Genomic DNA, 20,079 nt, shown 5'->3' on the forward strand with positions numbered 1-20,079 from the left:
GGCAGGATCGGGGCGCGTCAACCGCAAGCGTGCAGGCGGGTGACCGCCGCGATCAGTGCGCGGAGCGTGGCAGAACCGGGTGTTGCCAGCACTTCCTCCGTCTCTCCGGTCTCCACGATCTGGCCTTGGTCCATCACGGCGAGCCGGTGGGAGATCGCACGCACCACCGCGATGTCATGCGAGATGAAAAGGTAGGAAACCCCCGTTTCCTGCTGAAGATCGACCAGAAGCCGAAGGATTCTCCCCCGGATGGAGATGTCGAGCGCCGAGACCGCTTCGTCCAGCACGATGAGACGCGGCTCCGTCGCGATGGCGCGGGCGATGGCCACGCGCTGCCGCTGGCCCCCGGAGAGTGCGTGGATGGGCCGGGTCGCCAGATCGGGCGAAAGCCCCGTCCGCGCCAGAAGCCGAGCAATGCGGGCGGGACGCTCACCCACGGGAAGCGTGGTCTGAAGCCGCAGTGCATCGGCGATGGCGGAGCCGGCCGTGGCTCGGGGGCTGAAGGCGGCGAGCGGGTCCTGAAAGACGAGCTGCATCTGCCCGCGCCGCCGGCGGAGCGCGTTTCCGCTCAGCGCAAGCCAGTCCTCCCCCAGCAGCGCAACCCGGCCCGTATCTGGCCTGACCAGCCGGAGGAGCACCCGTCCGAGCGTGGTCTTGCCGCAGCCGGAGGGACCCACAAGGCCCAGCGTCTCCCCCGCGGCAAGGGTCAGCGAAACGTCCTTGAGCGCAGGGTCGCTGCGGCCCGGATAGGTGAGCGACAGTCCCTCCGCCGCAAGCAGCGGCGGGGGAGTGGAGGGCGCGCGCGATGTCATGGATACCTCGACACCAGCCGGGGGCTGTCAAGATCCAGATGCGCGGCCAGCAGGCGCGCAGTATAAGGCAGCGGCGCGGCCAGCACCTCCACCGCCGATCCCACCTGTATGATGCGGCCCGCCTCCATCACGGCGATCCGGTCGGCAAGACCGGAGGCGAGGGCGATGTCATGAGTGATGAAAAGCAGCGTCATCCCCGAGTCCGGTGCGGTCAGCGTGCGGAGCAGCGCCACGATACGTGCCTGAACCATGGTGTCCAGCGCGCTCGTCGCCTCGTCCGCGATGAGCACATTCGGCTCCGCCGCTATGGCAGTGGCGATCGCGATCCGCTGCAGCTGCCCGCCGGAGAACTGATGGGGAAACCGGCGGAGCGCGGCGGAGGGCTCCGGTATGCCCACGCGGGCCAACAGTTCCGCCGCCCGCCCACACACGGCTTCCGGCGCCAGTTTCAGGTGGTGGCGGAGCACTTCCGTCATCTGGTTTCCGATGGAGAGGACAGGATCGAAACTTGCCGCCGGCTGTTGAAAGACAAATCCGTAATCTCGCCCCGGCCGGACCGGACCTGACGCCCAGTCGATCTGCCCCGTCATTCGCGCGGAAACGGGCAGCAGCCCTGCGAGCGCCAGTGCCAGCGTGGATTTGCCCGATCCACTTTCCCCGATCAGCGCCAGACGCTCCCCCGCCCGCAGATCGAGATCCACCCCGTGCAGCACCGGCGTCCCGCCATAGGCGACGCTCAGCCCCCGGAGCGAGGCGAGCACGCTCAAGTCTGCCGATCCCGGCGGGAAAGCGTCTCCACCAGCGCCTCCGAAAACAGATAGACCCCGACGACGGTCAGCATCAGCGCGATCCCCGGCAGGATGGAAAGCCAGGGAGCGGTGCGCAGCACGGTCCGTCCTTCCGCGATCATGCCGCCCCATGTCACCACATTCGGATCGCCAAGGCCAAGGAAGGACAGCGCCGCCTCGGTCAGGATCGCGCCCGCGGTAATGACCGAGGACAAGGCAAGAACCGGTGGCAGGGCGAGCGGAAGCACCTCCCTCAGGGCGATCTCTACCGGATGCATCCCCAGAACCCGCGCGGCCGAGACGAAATCGCGGGAACGGATGGAAAGCACTTCCGCCCGCGCCACCCGTGCAGGAGCCGTCCATGCGCCAAGCGCGATGGCCAGAACCACGACCGCAACCGAAGGCCCCGCGACGGAGACGAAGGCCAAGGCCAGCAGGAACCCCGGCACGATCTGAAAGGCATCGACAAGGCGCATCAACACCTCGTCTCCGATGCCGCCCGCGAAACCGGCAAGCGTGCCCACCAGCGCGCCCAGCGTGACCGCCACCGCCGCGGCAGTCACGCCGACCAGCAGCGACGTCCGCGCTCCATGCGCAAGGCCCGCCGCGACGTCCCGGCCCAGCCTGTCGGTGCCAAGGAGGTGGCCCGCATCGGTGAAGGGCGGCAGGAGCGGCGGCCCGGCAATGGCCAGCGGATCACCGGGATAAAGGAGCGGCGCCAGCAGGGCGAGGGTCAGAACCGCCGCGAGCAGGACAATCCCGGACCGCCCGCCCGGCACCGCGAGAAGCCGCCTCATGCATCGCTCCCGATGCGGGGGTCGAGCCAGGCATAGGCCATGTCCACCAGCAGGTTGGCCAGCAGCACCGCGACTGCCGAGGTGAGGATGACACCCGCCAGAAGGGGTGCGTCGCGGCCGGCGACGGCCTCCTGTGCCAGACGCCCGAAGCCCGGAATGGCAAAGACGCTCTCGATCACCACCGAGCCGCCGAGCATCGCCCCCGCCTGATAGCCCAGCATGGTGACGAGGGGCAGGAGAGCGTTCCGGGCGACATGGCCCACGACGATGCTCCGCCTCGGCAGGCCGCGGGCGCGGAGGGCGGTGACGAAATCCTGCCGCCAGACCTCCGCCATTCCGGCGCGCATGAGCCGCAGGAAAAGGGCCAGATAGATGACGCCGAGCGCCGTGACCGGCAGCACCAGATGCTCGGCGATATCGACGGCCCTGGACAGCCCCGTCCGCCCCGAGGCGATCGTCTCCAGCCCTGAAACCGGCAGCCAGCGCAGGTTGACGGCGAACACCGTGACCAGCACCAGCCCCAGCCAGAACCCCGGAACGGCATAAAGCGCGAGCGAGCCGGTGGACAGCAGCCTGTCCGCCAGCGAACCCGGACGCGCCCCCGCGACGATGCCCAGCAGGGAGCCAAGTGTGAAGGCTAGCGCCGTCGCGCTCCCCATCAGAAGAAGCGTGGTCGGGAGCCGCTCTCCGATCAGCGCGGCGATGGGCCGGTCGAAAGCCACGGAACGCCCCATATCCCCGTGCGCAAGCGCCGCGAGATAGGTGCCCAGCCGCCTTGCCCCCGAAATGTCCAGCCCGTAGCGCGCACGCAACTCCGCCCCGAGTGCTGCATCCCCGCCCCCGATGCCCGCCAGATAGGCGTCCACCGCGTCGCCGGGGGCGGCCTCCAGCATCAGGAAGGTGCCCAGTACCACGATCAGCAGGACGGGAATCGCGGTCAGCACCCGACGACGCAGGAGGCGGAGGAGGCGGGCCATCCGCTGTCAGGGCGTGAGTGAAGCGTCCGCCCAGCCGGAAACGGCCCAGCGGGGATTGTTGGCGATATTCTCCAGCCGGTCGCTCGCAACGCTGGTGAAGCTCCATTCCGCCACGTTGATGAGCGGCAGGTCAGCCGCGACATCGCGCTGAAAATCCTTGTAGAGCGCGATCCGCTCCGCCGTGTCCAGCGTAACCGCGGCTTTGTCGATCAGAGCGTCGAGCGAGGGGTTCGCATAGCCGCCCTGGTTGGAGAAGGGCACGCCGTCCGGCACGCCCGACCGCACGAGGATGGTGGTGGAGATCGCCGGATCCCCGCGGAACACCGGCGGCGCGATGGCGAGGTCGAAGGCATGGTCGGTATAGACCGCCTTCTGGTGCGCGGCGGAATCATTGTTTACCACTCGCGCGTCGATTCCCACGACAGCCAGAGCCTGCCGCAGATAGTCTCCGAACTGCCGGGTTTCGTTGAAATAGGGGGCGGGCAGCAGGTTCAGGCTGAACCGGATGCCATTGGCGCCCTTGGGGTAGCCCGCTTCGTCCAGCAGCGCTTCTGCCCGCGCCGGGTCGAAGTCATAAATCGGAACGTCTGCTGTATAGAACTCCGTCGCATTCTGCGGCACGGGGCCGGTAGCGACGGTGGCATAGCCGAGAAAGATCGTGTTCACCACGAAGGTTTTGTCGATCGCATGAGCGATGGCCTGCCTGACTTTCACATCGGCCAGCTCCTTGCGGCGATGATTGATCTCCACGACAAGCTGATAGGTCAGTGCCTCGTAGCCGCGGGTGACGACCTGAAGCCCGGGCACCTTGCCGATCCGTGCAAGATCGGCGAGCGGCACGGCGGAAAAGGCGGCGAGCTGGATGTCGCCCGCCTCCAGCGCCGCGGCGGCGGAGGCGCGATCGGGCAACACCTGGAACACGATCTCGTCCAGGAAAGGCTTGCCCCTGTCCCAGTACTCCGGGTTCTTCTTCAGCAGATAGTATTGCCCCGGACGGTAATCGGCAAAGACGAAAGGACCGGTTCCAACGGGCCGCACATTTGCTGGGTTGTCGGCGATCGGCCCGTCTTCATAGATATGCTTGGGCACGACGCTCGAAACGACAGGCAGGGCATTGCGGACAAGCTGTAGCGGCGTGGGTGCCGAGAACCGGAAAACGGCCGTATGGGCGTCCGGCGTGTCCACGGCGGCGAGATTGGCGAAGACAGACCGTCCGAGGTTCTGGAGCGGCTTCCAGATCTGCATGGCGGAGAAGGCCACATCGGCAGAAGTGAAGGGCGCGCCGTCATGCCATTTCACCCCTTCCCTGAGCCGGAAGGTGACGGTCAACCCGTCGTCCGACCCTTCCCAGCCGGTCGCCAGAAGTGGGCGAAGGCCATCGGGGGCGGAATAATCCGCCTCCGCCAGCGCCTCGACAACCTTGCTGGCCACGAAGAAAACGCCGTTCGATGCGACGATGGCCGGATTGAGGTTCTTCGGCTCCGAATCCGCCGCGACCGTCAGGCGACCGCCCGCCGCCGCCCAGGACAGGCGCGGCAGGGCCGTGGAGGCCAGAAGCAGGGCGATGCCCTGAAGCACGAAGCGGCGGGTGGGCAGGAAGGGCATTCTCGGCCTCCGGGACTGGACTGGCTCGACAATACTCCCCTCCCGCGCGTTCTCAAGCGTCAGTCAGGCAAGGTGGCATGCGTTTTCCACCCCTTTCGGAGAACGCCGTTTCACTCGGCCGTGCAGGAGACGGAGGGTTTGCTTTCGTCCAGAGTATCGCTGAACACCGCGTCGTCGCCCTTGGTGAACCACTGGTAACGGTTCCCGGTGTAGCGTGCGCCGGAACCGGAAACGACAGCCACCAGAATGTAAGGCTCGCCGTCTATCGTCATGATGGCGAGCGAGTTCGGCCCCGCATTGACATACTGGACCACACGCTTCGTGCCGTTCGCGCAGCTGTACTGCTGCTTCGTCTGCGTGCCGCTGACGCCGGGGAGGGTGATTGTCGTGCCGCTTGCCGCCATCGCATGGGCTGGCAGGACCAACGACAGCGCCGCCGCACAGAGGATTTTCCGCATGGTGCTCTCCATATTGATTGTTGTTCGTGGCAGGTAGCATGAGTTGCTATCCCGGCCAGTGGGCCGAGCATTGCCGTATCTTTGACGTTGGTTTTACGCCTGTGCGTCAGAAGTGTTCCTGTCGCTGATGGCGATGGGGTCGGTGCGGTTTGACGATGGGATATTTTTCAGAACCAGTGCATTTTTCGTGTGTTGCGGGTGGGAATCGCTTTGCTGTGAACGGTCGTTTGCGACCAGCCGGCAATGATCTCAATTTCGCTCTCATCGGCACACCGCGCCGATCCTTTTCCGAGCATGGACAGGAGCCCGACGACCCGGCTTTCCTGTCGCTGATCGCCACGGCAGACTTCGGACCGTTCCGGGCCACCGGTCTGCGTCCGGCGCTCAAGGCGCTTACCCGCGTGATGGAGGAGGTGGCTTTCCACAACGCCGACCTGCATCGCCGGCTCTCCACCTCCGCCATGCTCTGCTGCCGGATGGCGCGGGGCGACAGGGGAGTGTCCAACCATAGCTGGGGGGTCGCCATCGACCTGAAGATAGACGGCATTGCAGATACGCGGGGCGATGACTGCGTTCAGCGCGGCTTGCTGGAGATCGCCCCCATCTTTGCCCGGCATATGTTCTATTGGGGTGCCGCCTTCCAGATGGAGGAGGCGATGCATTTCGAAGCATCCGAGCAGCTCGTCCGCTTATGGGCCGCGCGGGGGGAGCTTGCGCCCGCCGCCGGACTGGACGCGACGGTTCCCGCCGATGCCGCCCGCTATCGGGCTGATCGCTTCATCGAGACGCGCGCGCGGTTCACCGGTTGAAGTGTCGTGCTGCCAGGAAAAGGTGTAGAATGCATTGCCTGCCCGCTCTCGCGCCCTTCCGGGCCAGACCATTAGGTGAGTGAGATCATGTCGCCCTTCCTGCCCGACAGTCTGACAGGCATTGCCAGCGATTTTCACGATGGGACCAACCGCAATCTGCTGGATCGGTGGCAGCCGCTGTGCGACTGGCTGGACACACGGCTCCGCGACGGGTTCGATCCGGCATGCAAGGTCAACATGGTGCGCATCGGTGCGCGGGCGCTGGCGCAAGACCGGCGGGGGCGCGTGCTTTCGGGTGTCAATCTCGCCTCGCTCGATCCGCTGAACATCTCCACCCATCCTAAAGTACTGGCGGCAACGCAGGACGCCGCGGCGCGGTTCGGCATTCATTCGGCAGGCTCCGCTGCGATGATGGGCGTGACATCGCTTGTCGTCACGCTGGAGCAGAGGATGGCCACCTTCCTGTCCATGCGGGACGCACTGGTGTTCCCCACGGGGGCGGATGCCCTTCATGCATTGTTGCGCACGCTGGTGCAGCCGGGAGACCATATCATCCTCGACAGCCTTGTGGCCCCCGGTCTCCGCGATCTCGCGGAGACCGCGACCCGCAAGGTGCATCTCGCGCATCACCTCTCCCCGGCCTCTGTCCTCGACCATCTTGAGAAGATCCGTGCGCAGGAACCGGATGCCGGCATTCTGGTGATGATGGAGGCGATGTCCTACGCCGATTGCCAGTCCCCGGATCTCGCTACGCTGCGGGACATGTGCCGCCTGCATGAGGCGACGCTGCTCGTCGATACCGCGCTCGATCTTGGCTCCACCGGTCCGGGCGGGCGCGGGGTGCTGGCGCTGCAGGGGATGCTGGGAGAGGTCGATCTGGTCAGCGGAACCTTTGCGCGGGCCTTCGCCTCGAACGGCGGCTTCGTGGCCTGCAACCATCCCGCGCTCCGCACCGCGATCGTGCAGGGCAGCCTTGTCCACTGGAACAGTTGTGCGATTTCACCGCTTCAGGCGGCGGCGATTCTCGCTGCATTGGACCTGATCGACGGGACGGAGGGCGACTGGAAGCGTCGCTGTCTGTTGCGGAACTGCCGCGCTTTCCGGCAGGGCCTTGCCAAACAGGGCTACCATGTGCTGGGCAATCCGGGGAGCGCTGTTCCTGTCCTTCTCGGTGCCGCCGCCGCTGCACGGCGGATGACCGCAGAAGTGCTGTATCATGGCGCGGTGGTCAACCTTCTGGAGTACCCGATCGTCCCGCAGGGCGGCGCGCGCTGGATGCTTCATCCGATGGCCGATCACAGCGCGGAGGATGTGGATACCTTTCTGGCGCTTACCGAACGGGCGCGCCGGTTTGCCGCCTGAGCTTTCACAGCCCGGCGCGGACCAGGTCGGCGGCGATGACGTCATGATGGGAAGGGTCGCGAAAAAAGACACGCGACCGCCAGTTCTCGGCGGTGAACCCAGGTTGAAGGCTGCGTATCCGTTCCGCCACCTGGTGGGCCTCGGCCATCCTGTCGGCCCGGATGAGGTGCACGACCTTGCAGATATGGGCGCGGATATTGCCGGGATCGCCTTCCAGAATCTCGTCGATCTGCGGGCCGACGCCGTTCCTTCCGAGCATCAGGCAGTCGAGGATCAGGTTGGTGCGGATCCAGACCGGCGGATGCGGTGTGAGCGTGAGAGCATGGCGGTAGAGATCGATGGAATGCGCGAGATCGCCGCAATAGCCAAAGATCGCGGCAAGATAGGACAGCATTTCCGGGCTTTCCGGCGCTTCGGCGACGACGGCGGTCATTCGGGCAAGCGCGTCCTCGAAATGCCCCTGCGAGCAGAGCCAGAAGGCGTGAAGCGCGCGCCCATGCAGATGGCTTGGCGAGAGAACGAAGATCTCGGCCACGATGCGGGCGACACCCTCTTCGGCGTCGCGCGGATTGTCATGCCAGCCAAGGCGCAGGCCGTCGAGCAGACAAAAGCCCAGCGACACCCGCGCCTGGAGAAACGAAGGGTCGATCGCGATGGCCTGACGGTAGAACTCCATCGCACGCGCCAGTGCCGTGCGGCTGACGGCATTTTCCTGCACCCGGCCTTTCTGAAAAAGCTCCCATGCGCGGATATCCGTTTCGGACCCGGCCCAGTATTCCGCCCAGCGACCATCCGACAGGGCCGTCTGAATCGCCTCCACGATGCGGCGCGACAGGCGCTCCTGCGCGCCGAAGCCCAGAGCGCGAAGGTCGAAGCGGTCATTCCAGACAATGGCCCCGCCCCGCGCGTCCACGATGCGCGCACTAAGGCGGATGCGCTCCCCCTCCATGCGCAAGCTGCCCTGCAGGAGGTAGTCCACGTCATCCCCGGCAAGACTTGGGTCTATGATCCGGTAGGTTCCCACCACGGCCCCGATGACGGTGGACAGCTCCTCCCGGAGGCCGCTGGCGAGATAGGCGAGTTGGACATCCGCGCCAATCACGGCGAACGGTTCGATGGCAAGATGCGGAAACAGCGTCCGTGCGGCCAGTTGCGGCGGCTCCGGCCCTTGTGGCACTGCCTGCGGTGGGGCGGTCAGCACGGCAGGTCCGTCGAGCTTGCCGTACCAGTGTGCCCGCTCCTCGCTCAACCATGTCTCGAACTCCGGGTCTGGAAGATCCATCCCTTCGAGCAGGTCGAGATGAGCCGCGGGAACAGAGATGAAGGCATCCACCCGCAACGCCTCCAGATGAAGGACGACATCGTCGCCGGGGGTTGAGATGATCTCAAGTCCATGCCGGGAGAGGTGATGACGGAGCGCGCTCAGTTCCTGCCGCAGACTAGCACGCCCCTTTGGGGGGTCGCGGTCGCTCCACAGACGATCCTGCAACCAGCCACGGGTCCGGCGCCCGCCGGGGGCAAGCGCCAGCATCGCCAGAAGCGCCTTGGCCCGTTTCCCAGGCGGGGTTGCGTCCTGTCCGTCGGGTGCGGTGAGCCGGAAGGCGCCAAAGACGCTGACGGCTGCCATCCCGACAGGGATACTGCGGGCGCGGCGGGGAATGTGCGTCAGGGGCGTCATCCGGGCGGCGCTCTACCCTGCGCAGCCGCAGATGGTGATGAAGCCGATCGCCTCCTCCGCTATGCCGGACAAGCCGGTGTCCCGGTCGATCCGGCCCTTGCCGGTGAGGTCGGGAACGGCGACATTGACGATCCGCATCGTCTTGCCGCCTTCCGACACCGTCCGATCAAAATGCAGCACGAGGCGGACGCCATCTTCGACCGGGCCTTCGTCCCCGGTCGCACGCAGGGTGGGCGGGCCATCGACGAAACGTTCGTCGAAGAGAGATTTGAACCTTTCGGACAGCTCCATTCCGCCATCGGGCGAAAACCGCTGCTCCGGCGTGTCGCGACGAACGGCCTCTGCCATCTCAAGCAAAGCCGTACCGACCGATCTATAGCTTTCACCGGTTCTCAGTTTGAGACGCGCCATGCCATACCCTCCCCGGAGTAACGCATATGGATTGAATCACAGCATAGTGATAATCCAGCGAAGAGCGGCGGTTTGCAATCGGAAGGATGATGGAAAAGCTTCTCCTTCGCGCTTGTTCCGACGATCTGCTTTCCGCGCCGCATTTTCCCGCTCTGCCGTCCGGCTGGCCGTTTCACATGGCAGTCGTTGCAGTGGCGTTGCCTGTAGGCTGCGCTCCGCCGGAGGGTTTGGCGGCACGGGTGGCTTCCGGGGCGGGGGTGTCCCGCGCAGAGGCAGCGTTCCGGGCGTTAATGGAAGGGGCGGAGCGATACGCGCTGCAGTATTCCGCCACGAGGCCTGCCCGTCTTGGGCCGCTGGCCACAGCCGGGGGGCCACCGGAGGATGAGTCGGTGACACGGCTGACGCTTGGCGCTCCAGGGGGCGAGGGCGTCACCTCCCGTGGTACTGCGGCGGGCGAGAAGCTGCGGGACGCCGGTGATCGCGCCTGTCTCGAGACGCTGGAGCACCTCGCCCTTGATCGGCTGGCCGAAGGCGACGGTGCCACATTCCATAGCGTGCAGCTGCCCGAGCTCATGCCCTATCGCGGGTATCTCGACGGGCAGCTTCGCCGGCTGTCGCTCTGGATGGCCGCCGGGCCCCAGCATGTTGTGGCGATCGCGCTGACGGCGGACCGGAACGGAGGTCGCCCGACCGTCGGCTCCGCCGCTGGACAGGAGCCCCGTCAGACGGCTATGCGCGCGGTGGAGGAGGCGATGTTTCTCTGGCGCAATATGGTGGAGATGGAGCGGCGTGGCGCACCTGTTCCCATGGGGCCCGGCGGCGATGCAGCCCGGCTCTACCGGGGAGCGGTACCGACGCCCGGCTGGCTCGACGCGCTGACGGCGCGTGGCGGAGAGGGGCGGGCACCGCCGCAGCCTGTCGCGGACTCGGCCCCCCTTATAGAAACGGTGGCGCGCCTCGCAGGCCGGAGAGTACGGCTTTTCGACATGACCGTTTCCCCGCTGCCTGTCCCTGTCGCGCGGGTGGTTCTGGGCTAGCAGGCCGCTGAAAAGTTCGGGAGCGTCATGTCCCGGGTCTGGAAACCGGGAAATCAGCTTTGGAGTGATCCGAAAAGGCTGAATTCCGCCAGATTGCAAACGATTTCCCCTCCGGCATGGATCTGCAAAGGCTCGCTCGCGGCCTGTCAGAGTTGTGCCACCAGCGATGCAACCGGCTCGCCTGCTCTGCGTTGGTTCATGGCTAAAGAGGACGGGAACGGAATGCAGGCGAAGGCCCTCGGCGTGGTGGCGAATGCGGGATCGGGACGAAATTCGCGCGAGAAGGAAGCGGTTGAACACGCGATGAAGGTCTTCGGCCCCAACGCGCGGCTGGTTTACTGGGAGCCGGAAACCGACCGAATGGCCGATCTCATTGATGAGCTGGAAGCCGAGGGGCGCGATCTGATCGTGGCCGCCGGCGGAGACGGCACGATCATGGCTGTCGCCTCCGAGATGAGGGACCGCAAGGCCGCGATGGGTGTATTGCCGCTCGGCACGTTCAACTTCTTCGCGCGCGGGCTGGGTCTGCCGCAGGAGCCGCAGGAAGCGGCGGAGGCGATACTCGCAGGCCGGGCGGAGAAGATGTCACTCGGGACCGTGAACGGACAGGTATTCCTGAACAATGCGAGCCTTGGCATCTACCCCTCGATTCTGAAGCAGCGCGAGGACGTGTATGAACGCTGGGGGCGATACCGGTTGCTGGCCCACTGGTCTGTCATCAAGACCTTTCTTGGCTTTCAGCGACCCATGAGCCTGTCCATCGTCGCGGATGGAGAACGGCGGGACTTTCGCACGCCGCTGCTGTTCGTGGCTCGCTCCGCCTATCAGATCGAGCACTACGGTCTTGAGGGGGCGGAAGCGATCAACGGAGATCGGTTCGCCATGTTCGTGGCCAAGGCCGAGGGTCGGACCGGCCTGTTCCGTCTTGCATGGCGGCTGGTGAGCAGGCGGCTTGAAGTCGGGCGTGACGTGACGCTCATCGATGCGGCGGAGATAGAAGTGGAACTGCGGCAAAAGACCCCTCTCGTCGCCTTCGATGGCGAGAAGGCACGGATGCGCGCGCCACTTCGCTTCAAAATCCTGAAGGACGCGATCAGCGTCGTCATGCCCCGCCCCGAAGACGAGGTGTCCGCATGAGTCGCATCGTCCACCTTTCCGATCTGCATTTCGGACGGACCGACCCCGCGCTGTTTGCCCCGCTCGTGGAGGTGGTGAACGATCTCAAGCCGGATCTCATTGTCATTTCCGGCGATTTCACCCAGCGTGCCCGTGTCTGGCAGTTCGAGGAAGCGCGTGCGTTCCTGAACCGGCTGTCCGGGCCGGTGCTGTCGGTTCCCGGCAATCACGACACGCCGCTCGACAATCCCTTTGCGCGGTTCCTGATGCCGTGGAAGCGCTACCGCCGTTTCATCAGCCGGGAGCTGGAGCCGGAGTTCCGCAGCGACGACATGGTGGTCGTGGGGGTCAACACGGTGAACCGCTTCGCCTGGCAGCAGGGAAGAATGCCGAAACACGCGCTGGGCCGCGCGAAAAAGGCCTTTGCCGAGGCAGGAGACGCGGCGCGTATCGTCGTGTTGCACCACCCGCTCGAGCAGCTGCCGGGTGCGCGGAAGCCGGTGATGCGGGGGGCGTCGAAAGCCGTCGAAGGCTTTGCCGGAGCGGGGGCGGAGATCGTGCTGTCGGGGCATATCCACAGCACCCACATCGCCCCGTTCACCCACTATCCGCATGTGCTGTTCGTGCAGGCGGGGACGGTCCTGTCCACCCGTCTCCGGGGAGAGAAGAACAGCTTCAACCTGATCGACATCAGTCACGACCAGGTGGAGATCGCGGCCATCGCCGTGGATGAGGCGGGCCGCTTCGCCTCCACGCCGCCTCATGTCTTCCGGAAGGGCGAGGAAGGCTGGATCGCGGCGGACACCGACACTTCTGCCGAACCTGCCGCCAAACCTGTCCGCGCGGACATACCACCCACCCTGTCGGGCGAGGCGGAACATGTCCCTGTCCGGCCTGCGGGGGAGTTTGACTCACCGGCCGGGCAAGCCGGGCCGGAACAGGGCCAGCAGGGTATGCGGGATCCGATGGACATGCCGCCCGCCAGCATCCAAACGGCCCGGGGCCGCTAGTCATCGTTCTGTTCCTTGCGCTACCGGACACGCCGGTTTGACAATTTGCGCCTGCCGCGCCCGCTGCGGATGGGTTAGGCAGAGAGCAACCGCTTCCCTCAGGAGCCACTTCCCCCGCCCGCCGACGGCCGGACCAAGACAGAAAGGACAGTGCATGTCGCGACCCGCCTCCCCTTCGCTCGACCTCGGTGTCATCGGAAACTGCTCCTCCGCCGCGCTCATCGACAGAGAGGCTTCCCTCGTCTGGATGTGCGCCCCGCGCCTTGACGGAGATCCCGTGTTCTGCCGCCTTCTGGACCGGGAGAAGGCAGAGGGGGGGGACTGGTCGATCCGGCTGGTGGATCAGGCAGGCTCCACCCAGCGCTATCGCCGCAACACCGCGATCATCGAGACGGAACTGGTCGACGGCGAGGGCAACCGCCTCCGCATCACCGATTTCTGTCCCCGCTTCCGGGCACATGGCCGGATGTTCCGCGGCCAGACGGTCGTGCGGCTGGTGGAGCCGGTTCAGGGGTCGCCCCGGATGCAGATGCTGATCCGTCCCCGTCATGACTATGGCAATGCCCGGCCGGAGACGACACGGGGCACGAACCACCTCCGCTTCCTTCTGGGAGAGCAGGTGCTGCGGCTGACCACCGATGCGCCGGTGGAATACATCGCGCATGAGACGCCCTTTATCGTGGACAGGCCCTATGCCTTCCTCCTCGGCCCGGACGAGCGGCTGACGGATTCGCCCCGCTCCATCGCGCGCTCCTTCCTGAGGGAGACGGAGCAGTACTGGCTCGAATGGGTACGCAGCCTGTCGATCCCGCCCGATTACCAGGATGTGGTCATCCGCTCCGCCATCACGCTGAAACTCTGCTCGACGGAGGAGACGGGGGCGATCGTCGCCGCGCTGACGACCTCCATCCCGGAATACGGCGACAGCGGGCGGAACTGGGATTACCGCTTCTGCTGGCTGAGGGATTCCTATTTCACCGTCAAGGCGCTGAACAGCCTGTCGGCCACGCGTACGATGGAGGACTATCTCTCCTACGTCTCCAACATCGCGATGGGGTCGGAGGGAGGATATCTTCAGCCGCTGTTCGGCCTGGGGCTGGAACGGGAAATCGACGAGCACATCGTGCCGTCGCTTCCCGGCTATCGCGGACACGGCCCGGTGCGGCGGGGCAATGCCGCCTATACCCAGATCCAGAACGACGGCTACGGCTCCGTCATCCTGTCGATCATCCAGTGCTTCTTTGACGAACGCCTGCCCGTGATGGGGGGCGAGGCGCTGTTCCGCCAGTTGGAGGTTCTGGGTGCACAGGCGGAGAGCCGCTGGGACCAGCCCGACGCCGGGATCTGGGAATTCCGCACGCGGAACGGCGTGCATACCCATTCCTCCATGATGTGCTGGGCGGCCTGCGACCGGCTGGCGCGGATCGCGGCGCGGATCGGCTTGACGGAGCGTGCCCGCTACTGGCGGGAGGTGGCCGACCGCATCCGGGAAGGTGTGCTGAGCCGGGCATGGAATGCGGAACTGCAGAGCTTTGTCGCGACCTTCGGAGGCGGCGATCTGGACGCGAGCCTGCTGCTCATGCCGGAAATCGGCATTCTGGAGGCAGCCGACCCACGCTTCCTTTCCACCCTCGCGGCCTGCGAGAAGTGGCTCCGCTTCGGCAACCACCTTTACCGTTACCGCGCGCCGGATGATTTCGGAGAGCCGGAAACCGCCTTCACCGCCTGCACCTTCTGGCTCATTGATGCGCTGATCCGCGTGGGCCGGCGGGAGGAGGCGCGGGAGATCTTCCTCGACATCCTGTCACACCGCAATCCGATGGGGCTGCTGTCCGAAGGGGTGCATGTGGAGAGCGGGGAGCTCTGGGGCAATTTCCCGCAGACCTATTCGATGGTCGGGCTGATCAACGCGGCGGCCCGGCTGTCGAGGAGCTGGGACGAGGTGCTCTGAAGAAGCGGAGCATGCGTGAAGGCCGCACTGCGCCCCACGCCTTCACCACCCGGCGATCACACAGTTGTCATCGGGCAAACCTCTTCCTATCCTGACCCCGACCGCGCAGGCGGCCCCGGCCAAGGGGAGGGCCGGGGAAGGACATTCCCCGGGGAAGGAGGCGCTTTTCAAGGGAAGCGCTGTTGGAGGAGGACCATCCATGAAACACTTCGCACTGGCGTCGCTGATTGCTGGCGCGCTTTCGCTACCCGCGATGGCTGCGGATTACACGATCATCGCCCCTGCCAATCCCGGCGGAGGTTGGGACCAGACGGCCCGCACCATGCAGACCGTGCTTCAGGAGGCGGGCATCTCGCGCAGCGTTCAGGTCCAGAACGTGCCGGGGGCGGGCGGTACCATCGGACTTGCGCAATTCGTCAGCCAGAAGAAGGGTGATCCCTCCGCGCTGATCGTGGGCGGCTACGTGATGGTCGGGGCGATCCTGACCAACAAGTCGCCCGTCGGGCTGGACGACGTGACGCCCATCGCCCGGCTGACCGGGGAATATGAGGCCGTGGTCGTTCCCGCCTCCTCTCCGTTCCAGTCGATCGGCGACCTGATCGCCGCGTTGAAGGAGAAGCCCGGCGCGGTAAGCTGGGCGGGTGGCTCCGCCGGCGGGACGGATCACATCGCGGTCGGCCTCATCGCCAAGGCAGCGGGCGTGGATCCGACAAAGATCAACTACATCGCCTATTCCGGGGGTGGCGAGGCGCTGGCTGCGATCCTTGGTGCGCAGGTTTCGGCGGGCGTTTCTTCGCTGGGCGAGTTCGAGGGGCAGATCAAGGCGGGCACGCTACGGCTTCTCGCGGTTTCCTCCGATGAGCGGGTGGCGGGCTTCGACGCGCCCACGCTGAAGGAGTCGGGACTGGACGTGGTGTTGGAGAACTGGCGCATGGTCGCTGCCGCGCCGGGCCTGACGCCGGAGCAGAAGGCCGCCGTCTCCGCCGATATCGAGAAGATGGTGAAATCGGCGGAGTGGCAGAAGCAGCTTTCCGACAAGGGCTGGGCAGATACCTATCTCGCGGGTGACGCCTTCGACGCACAGTTGAAGGAAGACATCGCAGCGACGGACGCCGTGCTCAAAGACATCGGTCTGGTGAAATGAGCGACGGCCCGGTGAACGGGCGGCATCACGCTGAACCGCGCCACGGTGACCTGAGGCCCGGTGACCTGAGACCCGGTGCACGCAAGCATGGCGAACTGGGCCACGGTGAGCCGGGTCACGGCGAGAGGGACGCGCGGCGCGCCGATATCGGTGCGCTCGCCATCGCGGCAGGGCTGTTCTGCTTCGGCGCCGTCATCATCGTCGATGCGATGCAGCTCGCAGATCTCGGTGGTTACTCGCAGGTCGGGCCCGGGACTGTCCCGGAAATCGTCGGCGGGGTGCTGATCCTGCTGGCAATCTGGACGGTCGTGGCGGCCTTCCGGCACGATTTTCCCGAACGGGAGCGGGTGGAGGCCCCGCCACTTCTGTGGGTGGTGGGTGGACTGGTCGCCCAGATCCTTCTGCTGATCCCCGCAGGTTTCTCCATCGCCACGGGAGTGATGTTCGGCGCGACGGCGCGCGGCTTCGGCTATCGCAACCTCATTTTTGCCGTGATTGTGGGGGTCGTCCTGTCCTTCGCTGTCTGGCTGCTGTTTTCGCAGCTGCTGCAACTGCACCTGCCGGAAGGCGTGCTTGAAAACCTCTTTCTGAGGGCGATCCGGTGACGACATTCGAATTCCTGCTGCAGGGCCTCGCCATCGCAATGCAGCCGATGAACCTGCTCTACGCGCTGATCGGGGTGACGCTGGGCACGGCGGTCGGCGTGCTGCCGGGGATCGGCCCCGCGCTGACCGTGGCGCTCCTGCTGCCGGTGACCTACAAGCTCGACCCGGCCGGATCGCTCATCATGTTCGCGGGCATCTACTACGGCGGCATGTATGGCGGCTCGACCACCTCCATCCTGCTGAACACGCCGGGGGAGAGTGCCTCCATCATCACCGCGCTGGAGGGCAACCGGATGGCGAGAAAGGGGCGGGGTGGCCCCGCGCTCGCCACGGCGGCCATCGGCTCTTTCGTGGCGGGGCTGATCGCGACGCTGCTGCTCGCCTTCATCGCGCCGCTCATCGTGAAGCTCGCGCTGGTGTTCGGCCCGCGGGAGTATTTCGCGCTGATGGTGCTGGCCTTCGTCACCGTTTCCTCCGCCTTCGGGGAATCGGCGCTGCGCGGGCTGACGTCGCTGTTTCTGGGGCTGGGGCTGGCCGTCATCGGGATCGACCAGCTTTCGGGGCAGGCGCGGCTTTCGTTCGGCATGCCCGAATTGCTCGACGGGGTGGAGGTGACGACGCTGGCCGTCGCGATGTTCGCCATAGGGGAGGCGCTCTATCTCGCCTCGCAGCGGTGGTCGGGCAAGGACGAGGTGATCGCGGTCAAGGGGTCGCTCTGGATGAACCGGCAGGACTGGAAACGGTCGTGGAAGCCCTGGCTCCGTGGCACAGCCATCGGCTTTCCCATCGGCGCCATGCCGGCAGGCGGCGCGGAGATCGGCACTTTCCTGTCCTATGCCGTCGAAAAGAAGATGACGAAGCATCCAGAGGAGTTCGGAGAGGGCGCCATCGAGGGGGTCGCCGGGCCGGAAGCCGCGAACAATGCCTCCGCCGCAGGCACGCTGGTGCCGCTACTCACGCTCGGCCTGCCGACGACGGCGACGGCAGCGATCATGCTGGCCGGGTTCCAGCAGTTCGGCCTGCAGCCCGGGCCGCTGCTCTTCGCCACCAATCCCACGCTGGTCTGGGGGCTGGTGGCCTCGCTGCTGATCGCGAATGCCATGCTGCTCGTGCTGAACCTGCCGCTGATCGGGCTGTGGGTGAAGCTGCTTACTATCCCGCGGCCATGGCTTTACGCGGGCATCCTGCTCTTTGCGACGCTGGGCACCATCGGGGCCAACCCCTCGGTGTTCGAGCTGGCGATGCTGCTGGCTTTTGGCCTTCTGGGCTTTGTGATGCGGCTTTTCGGCTATCCGATTGCGCCGATCGTGGTGGGGCTTATCCTCGGCCCGCTGGCGGAGCAGCAGCTGCGCCGGGCGCTGGCGATCAGTCAGGGGGACTGGACGGTGCTTGTCTCCTCACCGGTCTCGGCGGGGCTGATGACGGTGGCGGCGCTTGCCTTTGTCGTGCCGATGATCCTGCGTCTGCGTGGGCGCGGCAAAGTGTTGGGCCAGCTCGCCGCAGACGAGGACTGACGGGAAGGGGCGTTCGCGCCCCTTCCGCCATGGCTCAGCGGGTGGCCCATTCCCCCTTGCGGAACACGGGCACCCGTGTGCCATCCGCGCCGATCCCGTCGATGTCTATCTCACCGGAGCCGATCATCCAGTCCACGTGGATGAGGCTGGAATTGCCGCCCTGCGCGGCGATCTGCTCCGGCGTGAGCGTCGCCCCGTCGATGAAGCACTTGGAGTAGCACTGGCCCAGGGCGATGTGGCAGGCCGCGTTCTCGTCAAAAAGCGTGTTGTAGAACAGTAATCCCGACTGCGAGATGGGAGAGGAGTGCGGCACCAGCGCCACCTCTCCCAGCCGCCGCGCGCCCTCGTCCGTATCCAGCACTTTGAGCAGTACGGCCTCCCCCTTGGTCGCGCGCGCCTCCGTGATGCGGCCGCCCTCGAACCGCACTTCGATATTGTCGATCAGCGTGCCCTGATGGGCGAGCGGCTTGGTGGAGCGGACATATCCCTCCACCCGCCGGGAGTGCGGCGTGGTGAACACCTCCTCCGTCGGGATATTGGGGTTGCAGATGACGCCGTTCTTCGCCGGTGAGGCGCCGCCCATCCACTCATGCCCGTCGGCGAGGCCCACCGTCAGGTCGGTGCCGGGCCCGGTGAAGTGGAGCGCCGCGAAACGGTGCCCGTTCAGCCAGCCGGCGCGGGTCTTCAGCGCGGCATTGTGTGCCGCCCAGGCAGCGACCGGATCCGGCCCGTCAACACGGGAGGCAGCGAAGATCGCGTCTGCCAGCTGCGCCACAGCCTCCTCTTCCGGCAGGTCGGGAAAGACGAGCCGCGCCCAGGATGGGTTGGGATAGGAGACGATGTTCCAGTTGATATCGAAATTGGAGATCTTCTCCAGCGCGGGTTTGTAGGCGGCGGAATTGGCCCTGTTGGCGCGGGCCACTCTGGCCGGGTCCTGTTCGGCCAGCAGCATGGGATTGTCGCCCGAAACGGCAAGCCGCGCGGCATTCCCGTCATAGGCGGCCGCCATGCCGCGATAGAGCCAGTCCGGCGCGCGGTCGAACGAGGCATCCCGGCCATGCTGGAACCGGGACAGCGTCACCCCTTCATCCGACAGGATCGGTGTCACCACGCCCGCACCGGCAGCATAGGCCCGCGCGGCGATCCGGCGGACGAGAGGCAAGGCGGCGACCGGCGCGGTCAGCACCAGGTCCTGCCCGGGCTGGAGGTTCAGACCGACCTTCACGGCAACTTCCGCGAGACGGTCGAGCCGTTCCTCGCTCACGGGCCCACTCATTGGTTCGTTCGGGGGATCGACGGGGGATGGCTTGTTCATCACGCGCTCCTTGGCTTCGCGTAAAGCATAGTCCGCGCAGGGGCCGCGTCAAAGGACCGGTCTGCGCGAACGCTCTCTCTGGCTTCGGCCAGCCGGAAGGTCCGTTGGCCCGTCTTCCGTTGGCCCGTCTCTGTCGGTAGAGCAGCTTAGACGGCGCGGATGGAGCACAGGCAATCTGCGCCGCCCGAAAAAGACGGTGTACGAGCGGCCTACGGCGGATATTTCGTCACCACGCACCGCTGCCCGCTTTTGGCCCCGAGTTCCGTTGGTGCTGCCGCTGTGTCGCGCAGTGGGGCTTCCCGAAGAATATCGGGATCACCGGCAGGTGGCGCGCCGTCGGGGCGGCGCGCGATGCCGCATGTGGGCCGGGGTGTGACGGCTCTGCGGCCCTGCCGGATAGGGCGCTGATCTACCACCCATTCGGATGGGTCGCCACGCGCGAACGCTATCTGGAAAAAATGCTGGCAGAGCGTCGCATATGCGCGGCTTTTGGGCAGTCCTTCCTGTGATGGCGGGCGAAGGAGCTCCGCCTTCCCGCGCTGACTGTCTTCCGGCGATGACTGCCTCCCTGCGGTCCTCCTGTAAGAGGCTCTATTGTGTATCCGCGAGGCGGGTGACGACCCTCGCCCATTCTGGTTATGCTCCTCAGGCAGGGTCACCGAGCCGTCCGATGGCGGCTGCGGTATCGGC

The 20,079-nt window shown here is 66.0% G+C and carries 18 protein-coding genes; 9 read left to right on the forward strand and 9 right to left on the reverse strand.

Going from position 1 to position 20,079, the window contains the following annotated elements:
• Positions 1–17 precede the first annotated feature (17 nt).
• From CG51_RS07355 to CG51_RS07380, 6 genes are all read right to left on the reverse strand, one after another.
• On the reverse strand, positions 18–812 hold the full coding sequence (locus CG51_RS07355) for an ABC transporter ATP-binding protein (RefSeq protein WP_035743513.1): 795 nt from the start codon (positions 810–812) through the stop codon (positions 18–20).
• Complete coding sequence (locus CG51_RS07360) at positions 809–1,573, reverse strand: ATP-binding cassette domain-containing protein (protein WP_233141306.1); 765 nt, start codon at positions 1,571–1,573, stop codon at positions 809–811. The genes CG51_RS07355 and CG51_RS07360 overlap by 4 nt, the downstream gene beginning before the upstream one ends.
• Positions 1,574–1,575: 2 nt before the next feature.
• Positions 1,576–2,397 carry an ABC transporter permease gene (locus tag CG51_RS07365; protein ID WP_035743517.1) on the reverse strand — a complete coding sequence of 274 codons (822 nt, stop codon included), beginning with the start codon at positions 2,395–2,397 and terminating at the stop codon, positions 1,576–1,578.
• On the reverse strand, positions 2,394–3,374 hold the full coding sequence (locus CG51_RS07370) for an ABC transporter permease (RefSeq protein WP_035743519.1): 981 nt from the start codon (positions 3,372–3,374) through the stop codon (positions 2,394–2,396). The genes CG51_RS07365 and CG51_RS07370 overlap by 4 nt, the downstream gene beginning before the upstream one ends.
• A gap of 6 nt (positions 3,375–3,380) precedes the next feature.
• Entirely contained in the window at positions 3,381–4,979 is a 1,599-nt protein-coding gene (locus tag CG51_RS07375) for an ABC transporter substrate-binding protein (protein ID WP_035743521.1), read from the reverse strand.
• Positions 4,980–5,089: 110 nt separating this feature from the next.
• Positions 5,090–5,437, reverse strand: coding sequence for an MliC family protein (locus CG51_RS07380; RefSeq protein ID WP_051930201.1), 348 nt, complete (start codon positions 5,435–5,437; stop codon positions 5,090–5,092).
• 215 nt (positions 5,438–5,652) lie between these two features.
• Here CG51_RS07380 and CG51_RS07385 point away from each other — a divergent pair, with 215 nt between their 5' ends.
• Together CG51_RS07385 and CG51_RS07390 are read left to right on the forward strand one after the other, a co-directional pair.
• Positions 5,653–6,246, forward strand: a complete 594-nt coding sequence (locus tag CG51_RS07385) for a M15 family metallopeptidase (protein ID WP_158212553.1) — start codon at positions 5,653–5,655, stop codon at positions 6,244–6,246.
• Between the two features lie 75 nt (positions 6,247–6,321).
• Positions 6,322–7,608, forward strand: a complete 1,287-nt coding sequence (locus CG51_RS07390) for an aminotransferase class I/II-fold pyridoxal phosphate-dependent enzyme (RefSeq protein ID WP_143412920.1) — start codon at positions 6,322–6,324, stop codon at positions 7,606–7,608.
• Positions 7,609–7,612: 4 nt separating this feature from the next.
• Here the strand turns inward: CG51_RS07390 and CG51_RS07395 are convergent, their stop codons facing one another.
• Together CG51_RS07395 and CG51_RS07400 are read right to left on the reverse strand one after the other, a co-directional pair.
• Positions 7,613–9,286 (reverse strand): hypothetical protein, encoded by a 1,674-nt coding sequence (locus CG51_RS07395; protein ID WP_035743523.1) that lies wholly within the window; start codon positions 9,284–9,286, stop codon positions 7,613–7,615.
• 12 nt (positions 9,287–9,298) lie between these two features.
• Entirely contained in the window at positions 9,299–9,697 is a 399-nt protein-coding gene (locus CG51_RS07400) for a hypothetical protein (protein WP_035743525.1), read from the reverse strand.
• An 89-nt stretch (positions 9,698–9,786) separates the two neighbouring features.
• Here CG51_RS07400 and CG51_RS07405 point away from each other — a divergent pair, with 89 nt between their 5' ends.
• From CG51_RS07405 to CG51_RS07435, 7 genes are all read left to right on the forward strand, one after another.
• The gene (locus CG51_RS07405; RefSeq protein ID WP_035743527.1) at positions 9,787–10,734 is read left to right on the forward strand and encodes a hypothetical protein; all 948 of its coding nucleotides are present in this window, start codon (positions 9,787–9,789) and stop codon (positions 10,732–10,734) included.
• A gap of 222 nt (positions 10,735–10,956) precedes the next feature.
• A complete protein-coding gene (locus CG51_RS07410; RefSeq protein WP_233141303.1) occupies positions 10,957–11,871 on the forward strand; it encodes a diacylglycerol/lipid kinase family protein in 915 nt (304 codons plus the stop codon).
• Positions 11,868–12,860: a metallophosphoesterase family protein gene (locus tag CG51_RS07415; RefSeq protein WP_051930207.1), complete on the forward strand. Its 993-nt coding sequence runs from the start codon at positions 11,868–11,870 to the stop codon at positions 12,858–12,860. The genes CG51_RS07410 and CG51_RS07415 overlap by 4 nt, the downstream gene beginning before the upstream one ends.
• 154 nt (positions 12,861–13,014) lie before the next feature.
• Entirely contained in the window at positions 13,015–14,811 is a 1,797-nt protein-coding gene (locus CG51_RS07420) for a glycoside hydrolase family 15 protein (protein WP_035743530.1), read from the forward strand.
• Between the two features lie 199 nt (positions 14,812–15,010).
• Positions 15,011–15,955 (forward strand): Bug family tripartite tricarboxylate transporter substrate binding protein, encoded by a 945-nt coding sequence (locus CG51_RS07425; protein WP_035743532.1) that lies wholly within the window; start codon positions 15,011–15,013, stop codon positions 15,953–15,955.
• On the forward strand, positions 15,952–16,560 hold the full coding sequence (locus CG51_RS07430) for a tripartite tricarboxylate transporter TctB family protein (protein ID WP_084695084.1): 609 nt from the start codon (positions 15,952–15,954) through the stop codon (positions 16,558–16,560). The genes CG51_RS07425 and CG51_RS07430 overlap by 4 nt, the downstream gene beginning before the upstream one ends.
• Complete coding sequence (locus CG51_RS07435; protein WP_035743534.1) at positions 16,557–18,074, forward strand: tripartite tricarboxylate transporter permease; 1,518 nt, start codon at positions 16,557–16,559, stop codon at positions 18,072–18,074. Before CG51_RS07430 ends, CG51_RS07435 begins: the two co-directional genes overlap by 4 nt.
• Before the next feature lie 34 nt (positions 18,075–18,108).
• Here CG51_RS07435 and CG51_RS07440 read toward each other — a convergent pair whose 3' ends face one another.
• Complete coding sequence (locus tag CG51_RS07440; protein WP_035743589.1) at positions 18,109–19,350, reverse strand: aminopeptidase; 1,242 nt, start codon at positions 19,348–19,350, stop codon at positions 18,109–18,111.
• Positions 19,351–20,079: the final 729 nt, after the last annotated feature.

It is taken from the genome of Haematobacter missouriensis, from assembly GCF_000740775.1.
GTDB lineage: Bacteria > Pseudomonadota > Alphaproteobacteria > Rhodobacterales > Rhodobacteraceae > Haematobacter > Haematobacter missouriensis.